Consider the following 13,015-nt stretch of genomic DNA (forward strand, 5'->3'; position numbering starts at 1 on the left):
AAATAAAGGTGGCTTAATTCCCATACGTATGCCCTGCCCTAAAAAGATTTTCAAAGTTGAATAGCCTATTCGTTAACAGCATAAGTATTGATGGATCAAAATAAATATAAATATTAACAAAAACATAACATTTATTAAAAAATATTAATAATAAGCATACAAAGTAAGTAGAGTGTTTGGCCGATTGACTATTTGACCTTTATTTTCGACAGTAAATGACGGCCTACCAGCTCTCCCTGCTGCTGGCCATTGATGATGGAAGACCGGTAATGTATCCCGCCATACAATCGGCTGATCCCCGCCTCGGCTGCTGCAGCGTTGAAAGACCTGAAAGTGCGGACCGGCAGCCCATAGTCAGTTTCTGTATGATCGTCAAATGAAAAATCTTCTCCCAGAAGGTCGGTTAATACGACTGCTGCAGCGGCAGAAATGACGCTATGTCCGCTGGTATATTCCGGAAAAGGCGGTGTTTGGAGCATAGGACGCCATTTTTCGTCTATATAAGCATTAATGACAGTTTCGGGCCGGATAAACTGGCTTCTGTATTTTTCATCCCAGCAACTGATAAACCCGTCGAATAACGCCATGGAAGTCAGGACATAAATGGCGGCTGTTTCCTGCCAATTTTTGCCTTTACTTTCCGTAGCCTGTCCTGCAATGGATATCCAATGCCCGCCGGGTGAGAGCTTTTTGGTTGCAAAATTAAGGTGGCCCTGTGTGTTGAGATAGAATGGATTACAGTCCCAAAAGCTGGCAATCAGTACCTGTTCCTTGTTTAACTTTTGGGTAACATGGTAAACCTCCCGCACCTCTTTCATAAAAACGCTGGTCGTATCTGTGCTGTATCCCGGAGGCGGAACAGGCTTGAATTGCCCGGCCGAATCCAGGCTAACCGGCCGTATCTGAGACCAGTAAGGCTCCACAGCATCAATGAACCCGGGCGGTGTTGGCGTCCATTTTCCTTTTTGCTTACTGTAAGCGTACCGGCGCTTTGCCCTGGTTTTCGTATAATTGTCTTTCGCAGACCAGGTTAATATGCTATCCGCCACGGCCTGTCCTAGTCGCAGGGAATTGTTGTAGACCAATGTATCTTTTTCCCGGAAGTCATTCAGAATTGTACGGATACTGTCGGTTAGCAAATGCTCCGAAAACACCAGTTTGCCGCCGGTTTTAAAAAACGCATAAACGGCGGCAAGCTCATAATTGACTTTCTTTTCACTTTTTAGCCCCTTCATGTCAGGAAATCCGGGGATTTGCCCCTGCATGGTCCGATAACTTTTATCCTGCATAACCAGCGTTTCATAAGCAGCAACATTGGCATACAAATAAATCCTGCTGGCGGCCGGAGGCGAAAATATATCATACACAATCACGCGCGTTAGGTTTTTTTCAGCCCGGTGCAAAAGCCTGGGTGTGGGCCCCGCAACGGCAGCAATGCTAACCCTGTAATTCGCAAATAGCAATATCAGCAGCAAATGCAAAGTGAATCTTCCCCTCATTTCTCAATGGTTTGTTCAAAGATCACAGGCTCACCATTGTTAACGGATAACACTATACGCCCATTTTTAAGTGCGCTTCCATTCCGGATTTCTCCGCTCGCCCAGAAACCGGATTGCGCAGGGTTGATGGTTTCGTACTGAAACGGCGCAACTTGTCGCAATGCCACTCCTACTGACGCATCGCAAGGACCCAGCTGGACACGATAGGGCGAAAAGTTGCCTGCTAACAGCAAATCAGTCTTTTTGTCGCTGTTAATATCCATCGGAATGATTGTGCTTACCCGCGAGATCTGTGCTTCCTGCGGCAGTTCGTGTTTTTGGAATTGAAAGTTGCCTTTGTTTTCCAGGATAATGCTGGACAATTGTTTGCAGTGGACTTTGCTGCTTTTCTCAATGGCCTCTGCGCCGAATATATCCGTTAATGTTGCATCCGCATAGAGTGCATAGCTGGTGTATTTTCGTTTCAAAGCCGGCATTTGATCCAGCATTTCGTCGCGGGAAAACATGGGGTAACTTTTGTCACCGATAAAATAAGTGCACACGGGATCTACGACGCCATTTTTGTCAAAATCATCATAATAAATCGTCACAGGCTGCTCAGCGGACGCTTTGTATTGATTGTTGAGTCCGCCGTTGCCTAGTACGAAATCCATATCGCCGTCATTATCAAGGTCAACGGGCGTTATAGCGGCCCACATACCGTCGCTGTTTTGCAGCTCCGACGGGGATTTTTCGGTAAATGTATTTCCTGTGTTTTTATATACTTTAATCGGCATCCAATCGCCTGCCAGCATCAGATCCGGCTTTTTATCATTGTCAAAATCACTGAAAACTGCCGCGGTAACCATCCCCGGATTTAGCAGGTCTTTGGACCAATCGGCAGTGACATCTGTAAACTTTACATTGCTTCCCTGACTGTCATTTCTTAAAACATAACTTCTTGCCGACATTGGAAACGAGCCCGGAATGGCGCGTCCGCCCACAAAAATGTCCATATCACCGTCACCGTCAATGTCTGAATGAGCAGCACATTGCTTGGGATTTTTCATCGACGGCAATGCCAGGACTTCTTCGTGGAAATTGCCCTTTCCATCATTGATATACAAATGGTCCCGATATTCCGGCGACTGGTCTTCGAACTCATTGCCGCCGCTTACGACATATAAATCCAGATCCGAATCTTTATCTACATCAAAAAACAATGCATTCACTTCCTCACAAGCTGCATTCTGCCGCCAGGGCTGGGCCGCTGCTCCTTCGAACTTCCCATCCGCCTTTTGCAGATACAACACGCCAAACTGATTGGAAGCACCGCCAAAGAAAAGGTCTTCCAGACCGTCGCCGTTCACATCCGCTTGCGCAAGCGCAGGACCAAATTTTGACAATTGATAAGGCAGAAGCACCTCCACTTTGAAATCCACGAATTCATTTTCATTGTGAATAAAGTCAATACCAATGCTTAGAGCACTAACTTTTTGCAATGTTGTCTTCAAAATAGTCTTTTCCTGATCTTTCGGTGCTGCATTTGCATCCGATTCTTTAAGGTTCAGGACTTTGGCGGGCAGATCCCTCAGCATTGTTATTTTTCCGGTAGGCCAAACCACTTTCAGGGAATCGATCTTTGAAACTTTACCCAAACCAAAATGCAAATCCGAAGTCATGGTTGCCTGATAACCCCGCACCGGGTAAAGCTCGGCATATTGCGTAATCCCGCTGGCATAAACCCAAACCTTGCTTCCCAGAGCCCGTGTATTCTGCCCAGCCCCGGAAAGCTTGATCGTCAGCCCTTTTTGATCACTATTATTCTGATAGATCGAAACGGGCTCGTTCACATTGGAGATCACGATGTCCAGGTCGCCGTCACCATCAAAATCCACATAAGCCGCTGCATTGGAAACCGCATCCTCATTAAAACCCCATTTTTTCGATACATCTTCAAAGGCGAATTGATTGGAACCGTCCGTTGTGTTGCGAAAAAGATAATTTTTCAGCTTGTTGGAAGGCATCTTTTGGACCAAACTGTATGTCTTGAAATTCAAATTCCCCTTCCCTACTTCCTTCATTTGCTCGTCTGCGACGGTGTATTTCAGGAAATCCATATTCGTGAAATCGCGGAGATAGCCATTGGTAATAAGCAGATCCTTCCAGCCATCATTATCCAGGTCGGCCATTAACCCTGCCCAGCTCCAATCTGTGTTGGAGACGCCCGCCATTTGCCCTATTTCGCTAAATCTGACATTGCCTTCTGCATCCGCGCCCCGGTTTAAATGCAGCATATTACGCATATTCTGGTGGTAATAACCGCTGTCGAGCAGCAAATGGTATTGGTCGTAAACATCGGGACCTTTGAGCAGCTTCTGGCGATGATTGTCTTCCGGAAGCATGTCCAATGTGAGCACATCGGGTTTTCCATCATTGTTAAAATCGCTCACATCTGCACCCATGGAAAATTTGGAGAGGTGGGTAAATGATTTTTTCAGTGATTCCGTGAATGTTCCGTTTTTGTTGTTGACATAATAGCAATCCACTTCCGTGTAATCGCTCGTCGTGTAAAGGTCCGGCCAGCCGTCCTGGTTTATGTCGGCCACAATCACGCTCAGACCGAAATTCAATGCATTGTTAATAATGCCTGCGTTTTTTGTAACGTCTTTGAATTTCAGCTTTCCTGGCTCACTAATGTTCTCAAAAAGCCTGTTTCCGTAATAAGGATTCGGCGTTGCGCGCATCTGGCGCGTGTTCAGGAACGGGTTAACCGTGTGATTGGAGTGGTTGAGCAGGAACATATCCAGGTCGCCATCCTTATCATAATCAAAAAAAGCAGCTTGCGTCGATTGCGAACCAATGGCATTCAAACCAGCCTCAACCGCCATTTCCCTGAAAACCGGAACGCCGTTTTTGATGCCCTGATTGATAAAAAGCTCATTATTACGGTCGGAAAGTTTGCGGAAGAAGCCGGAATGGCAAACGTAAATATCCAGCAGCCCATCGCCATTTACATCCGCGACGCTCACGCCCGTAGACCAGACTCCGTTGCCTTCTATTTTTGCTTTTTTGGAAATGTCTTCAAATGTAATTTTCCCGGAGGCGGATCTATTGATATACAACTTATTAGGAACTGTATTGCCTGAAATAAACAGGTCGGGAGCGCCGTCATTGTTGAAATCTCCGACTCCTATGCCGTTGCCATTGTAGAGATATTCATAGCGGAAAATGTGCAGCGAATCATTCTCCTCGATCTTGTTGATAAAATTGACTTTTGTGTCTTTGGGTGACAAAAGTGTGAAGAGGCTTTGTGTCTGGCCCGGCCAGGAGATGCCGAGAATGGTAAACAAGGAAATGAGACGAAAGTAAAGTTTACCCATTCGTAATGCTGTTACCGGATATATGCTAACTCATGAACACTCCTAATTCCATTTAAAAACCAGATTTTCATCTCCAGCCTCGCGCTCCACATACATTAAAATCAAGGTCATCATTTCCTGGTCGCTTCGCATATTTCCCGTGGACATTACCAGTTCAGGAGGACTATGCGGGTTGGCAGGATTGGCCGCAGTGTTGTCATAAGTGCCTTCTACGTGCACAACGGCTCCTTTTGGTAACAATAATGGCTTTTTATATTTGTAAATTTCCTGCCAGCGAAAGTCCCACGCAGGCACATGCACCAACTTCACCGTGTCGCCCGCAGCCGTGGTCGCATAGGCTTTGAACTCCTTACCCAGATAATGCATATGCGGCCAGGCGTAGAGCAACGAAACATCCGGCTGGTTATTGGCAATCCGCAAACGGAAACTTTTGACCTCATCTGCGAAAATCATGAACGGCGGACTAATGTCCTTCTCCCCGATCCCGCCGGAACCCAGGCTGATCACTTTCACCTTCCGCTTAATGGGCGTTTTCTTGAAGAAAATATTCACCCCATCGATGCTTTCGGCATCCACAGAAGACAGTCCGAAATGTACAGTTACCAGCACGACGCCGCGTTTTGGCATGATCCAACCCATATCTTCGGGATAGGTTTCAACGGTTGTTCCGGGAATCCAGCCACCATAGTAAGTCATTTCCTTTTTGTATTTGACCCACTCATAATATTTGTCACCTGAGGGCCCGCTCAGATCCACAAAATCGACTGTGTTGTTCAGATCAATGGCAGGATCGCTTACCGGGTGGATCGCGAAATTGGCGTGGTGAATGAGTTTTTTGTTATTGGAGGTAAATTCAATGGCCTCGACATTGGCCTCTTGTCCAAGCTCAAAAGGAATTTTGAACATGACAAAACGCTCTGCCGCATCGCCCTTTACCATAAATGGCTCCTTCATTTTCAAAGCGAGGTCGGGCTTACGCTTATAAGCCGTCCCTGCATTCACCCGCGCCTGCAACTCCTGCTCGGCTTTCAGGTTCTGCTTTCCCTTCGGCGTGCCGCCATCGATCCAGCCTACAATTGTCTTGATATCCTGATCGCTCAGTGTGCGGTCGTTGGCAAAGGAATTATAATGGTTATCCGCTTTCCAGGGCGGCATATAGCGCGAGCTTACGACCTGTTTGATAAACTTGGAACGCTTGGTAACATCTTCAAAAGTGATGAGAGCAAACGGCGCCGCCTCGCCCGTCCGGTGGCAAGGCACACAATTGGCATGAATGATGGGCTGGACATCCTTATAAAACTCCGGAACCTGGCCTGCACACAAATCACACAACAATAAAAGCACAAACAAAAGGCCTTTTCGGAACGGCATGGTAATGAGTGGGTTTATCTCATGCAATTTAATAATAGTAAATTGATTTTAAAATAATTTAAGAAATGGGGCGATTGCATTTCCGATTTTGTACATCCAGAAATTGAATTCCTAATCTTACAAGATTTATAGCGAGATCACAGTCCCGGCTGCCGACTTCGTTGCTGCCAACAAATCATCTGCGTGGCAGATTGTGACTTGCTTTACGCCGTCATTTAATGCTTCAAATGCGCTGTCCAGCTTTGGGATCATGCCTTTGTTGATGACGCCTGTTGATTTATAATCGGCATAGGAGGCTGGGTTGAGGGAAGAAATGACTGCATTATCATCATCAGGGTCAGATAAAACGCCTTTTTTCTCGAAGCAGAAAATGAGGTTTACCTCGAAGATTCCGGCCATAGCAATGGCTGTTGCGGAAGCCATGGTATCGGCGTTGGTGTTGAGCAGCAGTCCTTCCGAGCTGTAAGTGAGCGGGGCGATGACAGGAAAGAGGCCGCTGGCCAGTAATGCATTCACTTGCTTGGCATTAACCGCTTCAATGTCTCCAACGAAGCCGTAATCAATACTTTTAACCGGCCTTTTAACCGAACGTATGATGCCGCCGTCAGCGCCGGTGAGGCCGATGGCATTGCAGCTCAATGCTTGCAGTTGTGCAACAAGATTTTTATTGACCAATCCCCCGTAAACCATTGTTACAACGTCCAGCATGGCTTTATCCGTAATCCTGCGACCTTCCACCATCTGCGTTTCAATCTGCAATTTGGCCGCCATCTGCGTCGCAACTTTTCCGCCACCGTGGACGAGGATTTTAGGAGCATCGAGTTTGGCGAAGTCTTTCAGGAAACGTGCGCAGGCTTCGGGGTTGTCGATTACGTTACCGCCGATTTTTACGACATAAAGGGTCTGGGACATTGTAGTGGGTTTTTATGCTGTGTTTGAGCCGCAAAGTTAGCAGAAACGTACAGCGTTGGAAGTGTAATTTTAATTGATGAATTTTTTTGCCAAAATTACGTTGACTAAGCAAAGCAGAATTAAAACATTATGAAACGCCGCCTTCTCATCTCCCTTGTTCTTTGCCTCTTTTTTTCGCAATCCGTTTTTTCCCAGCTTCAAAAGGCAAAAGCACATTGGACTTATTCATTTTCAAAGCCAGAGGTTAAAAAGGGCGAGACTGTCGATCTGGTTTTCACGGCTGTTGTGGACAAAGACTGGTACATTTATTCCAGTGATTTCGATCCTGATCTGGGTCCGATGCTGACGACTTTTAATTTTGAAAAGAACAATACATTTGAGGTTGTTGGCAAGCTGAAACCGCAGAATCCCAAGGAGAAATTTGAGGAAGTCTGGGGCGGAAAAGTTCGCTATTTTGAAGGAAAAGGTGTTTTTAAACAAACTATAAAAGTACTCGCAGATAACCCTGTCATCAAAGGGGCATCTGAATATCAGACTTGCAGCCACGTTACAGGACTTTGTATTCCGGGCAATGATGATTTTGAATTCAAAGGCCTGAAAGTCGTAGCAGGCGCCGCAACGAGCGACCCACAGCCGACCGTTGGGGCCGCAGCACCGGAAACGGGGACAGCTGCTTCCACGAGCGAGGCCATAGCAGCCACTGAAAATGTTGATTCGGCCTCAGAAACAGCTTCTAATCCCACTGTAACCTCTGCCGAAGCGCCGGAAGCCAACACCGCTGTGGAGCAAGCATTAACCGCAGAAGATCCCGAAAAAGACACTTCGCTTTGGGGCTTCGCATTAGCCGCATTTTTATCCGGATTAGTCGCATTGCTTACTCCTTGCGTATTTCCGATCATCCCGATGACGGTGAGTTATTTCACCAATCAGGAAAAAGGGAAGTTTAAGGCACTCTTGTACGGCATTTCCATCGTTTTGATATATACATTAATAGGAACCGTCGTTTCGCGCTTGAATGGTCCGGCATTTGCCAATTTCCTGAGCACGCACTGGATTCCTAACCTGTTGTTTTTCGCCATTTTCTTCGTTTTCGGATTATCATTTTTAGGGCTTTTCGAGATCGTTTTGCCAAGTGGTTTTGTAAATAAAATGGATCAGAAAGCCGATCAGGGCGGCTATGCGGGCGTTTTCTTTATGGCATTTACATTGGTGCTGGTTTCGTTTTCCTGCACCGGTCCTATTGTTGGTAGTTTGCTGGTGGCTTCTGCGGGAGGCGAAGTCGTAAAACCGATCATTGGTATGGCGTCTTTTTCCGCTGCATTTGCAATTCCGTTTACATTATTCGCCCTTTTCCCCCAATGGCTCAAATCGTTGCCCAAATCCGGCGGCTGGCTGAACACTGTAAAAGTCATTTTGGGCTTCCTGGAACTGGCATTAGCATTGAAATTTTTAAGCATCGCCGATCAGGTTTACCACTGGCGTTTGTTAGATCGGGAGATCTATCTCGCATTCTGGATCGTCATTTTTGGTCTGCTTGGTTTCTATTTATTAGGCAAAATCAGAACTCCGCACGATTCCCCGCTTGAAAAAGTCAGTGTACCCAGATTGCTTTTATCCATTATCACCTTCACATTCGTCGTATACATGATCCCCGGCATGTGGGGCGCGCCACTGAAAGCATTGGCCGGTTACCTGCCGCCGCAATCGACATTGGATTTTGATTTAAACAAAAGAACAGCAGGCGTCGCCTCGACCATTGCCCCTGGTGAAACCCGCAAATACGCCGATCTTTTCCACTTACCGCACGAACTCGAAGGCTTCTTCGATTATAAAGACGCCTTAGCCTACGCCAAGAAAGTCAACAAACCCGTTTTCATCGACTTCACCGGCCATGGCTGCGTAAACTGCCGGGAAATGGAAGCGAGAGTATGGGTAGATCCAGCTGTACAGCAACGACTTAGAGACGATTACGTAATCGTAGCACTTTACGTGGATGACAAAACAGAATTGCCCGAGTCCGCCTGGTACACTTCCAAGTACGACAACAAAGTCAAAAAAACCATCGGCGCCCAAAACGCCGACCTTCAAATCGTAAAATACAACAACAACGCCCAGCCACATTACTGTTTGGTCGATCACGAAGGAAATCTGCTTGTTAAGCCAAAGAATTACGATTTGAATGCTGCGAATTTTGCAGCATTTTTGGACAGCGGGAAGGCGGCGTTTGGGAAATAGGACCATGTTTCCGTTGGTTAAAACCAACGGAAAATCCATTTGCATTCCCAAACCATACCCCATACCCCCATACCCCATACCCGTCAACTTAAGTTGACGGAAAGAATTTGCCTGCATTGACCACGTTATTCCGCTTCTAAATTTAATTTTATCCTTTCCTGAAACCTTATTGCTTTATGATGAAGTATTGCTCCTTCTTGTTATTATTCCTTTTGCCATTTCCCCTTTTCGCCCAATCCTTCCGGCCGCCTGCGGTTCCCTTGATCACCATTGACCCTTATACGAGCGTTTGGTCGTTTGGGAATGAGCTGAATGGCTCTGTAACAAAGCATTGGACGGGTAAGCCGCATCCGATGGACGGGCTGATCCGGGTGGACGGCAAGACTTACCGCTTCATGGGCGCACCCACGCCGGAGATGAAAACGATATTGCCAACAGCCAAACAAGCACCCTATACAGCTAAGTTTACAACCATAAAACCAGACCCAATCTGGTGGTATAAAGAAGGTTATAACATCAGCACCTGGAAACAAGGCCCTGCGCCATTCGGGACGAAAGATCGTAACGATGCCATGCTGCGAGGCGGCACCGAGTTCCCGCAGGAGATCTGGTATCGCCGCGAATTCACATTAACCGCCGCTGATTTCGAAAAACCAGCCCTGAACATTTTCCACGATGACGATGTCCAGGTTTTCATCAACGGCGTCCCCGCGTTTGACTGCGCCCCATGCTATACAGGCGATTATGAGTTCAAATCGATCAGTGCCTCAGCAAGAAAGTCCCTCAAAAAAGGAAAAAACATCCTGGCTGCCTATTGCAAAAACGGCGCCGGCCCCGGCTATATCGACATTGGACTGGCTGATGAAATCGCTCCAAAAGGTGCAGATGTGATACAGCTTGCCAAGCAAACCGGTTTTAATATGACGGCAACCCAAACGATTTATGATTTCGTGGCTGGGCCGATTCAGTTAAAAGCCCGTTTTGTAGCTCCCTTGATCCTGAAAGACCTGAACCTCATTTCCCGGCCTGTCAATTATGTGGTTTATGATGTTGTGTCTACTGACGGCAAAACGCATGAAGTGGAAATTCTGAATGCGGTTTCGGGACTATGGGCGGTAAATGATGCAAGTCAGCAGGTTGCAGGAAAGCGGGGAGCCCCGGATGGATTCTTAATGTTGTCTCTCGCGAATACGGAACCCAAATTGCTTGGCCGCAAAGGTGATGACGTCCGGATTGACTGGGGCCGCGCCTTTTTATCTGCGCCGCACCGATTTGTTAAAAGCTCCGGTTTCGGTCCCTCAGAAGAAGTGATTAAAATGTTTGCAAAGAGCGGCTTTGTCACGGCAAACCAGTGGGAGGCGTCGAATGCAGATACGAGATCGATGGCTTACGTGCTTGCTTTTGATAGTAAAATTGGTTCGCAAAGTCAATCCGTACACGCTATTATCGGTTACGACGATGAATATTCTGTCCAGTATTTTGGACAAAATCTCCGGCCATGGTGGAACAAAGAAGGGAATAAAACCATCGAAAATGAGCTGCAAAACGCGGAAACAGATTTTGTCAAAATCATGAAAGAATGTGAGGCAACGGACGAAATGATTTATCAGGATGCACTGAAAGCAGGCGGAAAGCAATATGCCGATCTTTGCGTGCTGGCTTACCGCCAAGCGATTTCCGCACATAAACTGGTCGCGGATCCTTCGGGCGCGCCGTTGTTTTTATCCAAAGAGAATTTCAGCAATGGATCCATCGGAACGGTTGATATCACTTATCCATCCGCGCCATTGTTCCTGCTTTATAATCCAACATTGCTGAAAGGCATGATGGAACCCATTTTCTATTATTCCGAAAGCGGCAAATGGACCAAACCGTTCGCGGCGCATGACGTGGGCACTTACCCACTTGCAAACGGCCAGACTTACGGCGAAGACATGCCCGTAGAAGAATCCGGCAACATGTTAACGCTGACTTACGCTATTTGCAAAGCCGAAAACAACATTGATTTCGCCAAAAAACATTGGAAAGTCCTCACAACCTGGGCCAATTATCTCAAAAAAGAAGGCTTTGACCCTGCCAATCAACTCTGCACCGACGACTTTGCCGGCCACCTCGCCCGCAATGCCAACTTGTCGATCAAGGCCATTATGGGCTTAGCCTCTTACGCAAAAATGGCCGAGCAATTAGGCGACACCAAAGAAGCCACCGAAGTGAATGCCTTAGTAAAAGAATTTGCCCAAAAATGGATGCAACTAGCTGACAGCGGCGATCATTATGCATTAACCTTCGACAACAAAAACTCGTGGAGCCAAAAATATAACCTCGTCTGGGATGACCTCCTGAACCTCAATGTATTCCCAAAAACAGTCGCCGAAAAAGAAATCAAATATTACATCACCAAACAAAAGCCCTTCGGCCTCCCTCTTGACAGCCGCAAAACCTACACCAAATCCGACTGGATCATCTGGACCGCCACATTAGCCACCAACCAGCAAGATTTCGAAGCGCTGGTAAAGCCGGTTTATAAATATGCAATGGAAACCCCCGATCGTATTCCACTTTCAGACTGGTATGAGACGGTGGATGGGAAGTCGGTTGGTTTTAGAGCGCGGTCTGTTGTTGGGGGTTATTGGATGAAGGTTTTGGGAGAGAAGTGGAAGTGATAAACGAAGGGCCGCACGAAGTATTCGAGCGCCCCTTTGCGTTTTATACTTAAATGTTAATGAACTGCCTTCACCGAATTTTGACCTATTGCAATGTGTGCGTAGCTATACACATCATCACCAGTATTATATGCAGTAAACCTTAAGATTCTTTCTGTACTTGTTGCTGTAAATGTAACAGTTTGCGAGATCCAATTTGAGTTATCATCCAAGCCTACCGTAGCTGCGATTGACGTTCCATCTGCATCTATCCAGTCTGCCTGAATGACGTCTGTGTAAGCTTGCTGAAGGCCATTTTGATTTACAGAACAAATTGTACTTGCTAGATGATAAGTAATCTGGTACTTTTTGCCTGGAATTAAATTTTTGATTTTTGCTTCAACAGCTGAGCGTTGATTTTTAGACGCGGCTAGTTTAAAGGGGTCAAATTTCGCCTTTGTACTTATCGTGAGAACGGAATTTTCGTACGGCGCATTCGGTATTGTTGTTAATGGAGTTACCCATTGCAGGCCACCGTCCCCAAAAAGATGTGTTAAGCTTGACGTCCCAGTAGGTAAGCCGATAGCGTCGTTAGAAGTTGCACTGCTTCTTTCCCATCCAATTGCATGAACATTAGAACCCGTTGCGCCGTAAGTAACTGGAATATTTGGTACAGCTGTTAAAATAGGTGGAATTCCCCGCATACTCGCATCCGTCCTATCACTTTTCACAGGCTCTGGAGTTAGCGCATCTTCCTTGGAGCAACTGCTCATCATCATTAAAAAGGCCAGGCCCAAGCCAACTGGTAATTTTTGTACAAGATTCATTTTTACTTTGGTTGTTGTTAAACATTTGTTTTTGTTATTGGCTACAAAACAAGCCGTTACATTAAGACTTATTCGCTTCAAATGAATGTGTGGGCAGTTCGGGTTATTCGCCGGTAAACTATAGATCTGGTCATGAGATTTGTGATTTTTGGACAGCAACTATTACT

7 protein-coding genes are annotated in these 13,015 nt (G+C 46.4%); 2 read left to right on the plus strand and 5 right to left on the minus strand.

What is annotated here, in order from left to right; translation table 11 throughout:
* Nucleotides 1-188 precede the first annotated feature (188 nt).
* From G395_RS0106385 to argB, 4 genes are all read right to left on the minus strand, one after another.
* The gene (locus tag G395_RS0106385; protein WP_026629288.1) at nt 189-1,499 is read right to left on the minus strand and encodes a vanadium-dependent haloperoxidase; all 1,311 of its coding nucleotides are present in this window, start codon (nt 1,497-1,499) and stop codon (nt 189-191) included.
* Nucleotides 1,496-4,861, minus strand: coding sequence for a VCBS repeat-containing protein (locus tag G395_RS0106390; protein ID WP_026629289.1), 3,366 nt, complete (start codon nt 4,859-4,861; stop codon nt 1,496-1,498). Before G395_RS0106390 ends, G395_RS0106385 begins: the two co-directional genes overlap by 4 nt.
* Nucleotides 4,862-4,903: 42 nt before the next feature.
* Entirely contained in the window at nt 4,904-6,232 is a 1,329-nt protein-coding gene (locus G395_RS0106395) for a cytochrome c (RefSeq protein ID WP_026629290.1), read from the minus strand.
* A gap of 126 nt (nt 6,233-6,358) precedes the next feature.
* Nucleotides 6,359-7,144, minus strand: coding sequence for an acetylglutamate kinase (gene argB, locus G395_RS0106400; RefSeq protein ID WP_026629291.1), 786 nt, complete (start codon nt 7,142-7,144; stop codon nt 6,359-6,361).
* Nucleotides 7,145-7,273: 129 nt separating this feature from the next.
* Here argB and G395_RS0106405 point away from each other — a divergent pair, with 129 nt between their 5' ends.
* Together G395_RS0106405 and G395_RS0106410 are read left to right on the plus strand one after the other, a co-directional pair.
* Nucleotides 7,274-9,379: a protein-disulfide reductase DsbD family protein gene (locus tag G395_RS0106405; RefSeq protein ID WP_026629292.1), complete on the plus strand. Its 2,106-nt coding sequence runs from the start codon at nt 7,274-7,276 to the stop codon at nt 9,377-9,379.
* A gap of 179 nt (nt 9,380-9,558) precedes the next feature.
* On the plus strand, nt 9,559-12,042 hold the full coding sequence (locus G395_RS0106410; protein WP_374754376.1) for a glutaminase family protein: 2,484 nt from the start codon (nt 9,559-9,561) through the stop codon (nt 12,040-12,042).
* Between the two features lie 56 nt (nt 12,043-12,098).
* On the opposite strand, the gene G395_RS0106415 is transcribed toward G395_RS0106410, so the two are convergent.
* Complete coding sequence (locus tag G395_RS0106415) at nt 12,099-12,848, minus strand: hypothetical protein (protein WP_026629294.1); 750 nt, start codon at nt 12,846-12,848, stop codon at nt 12,099-12,101.
* Nucleotides 12,849-13,015: the final 167 nt, after the last annotated feature.

Source organism: Dyadobacter alkalitolerans DSM 23607, from assembly GCF_000428845.1.
Lineage (GTDB): Bacteria > Bacteroidota > Bacteroidia > Cytophagales > Spirosomataceae > Dyadobacter > Dyadobacter alkalitolerans.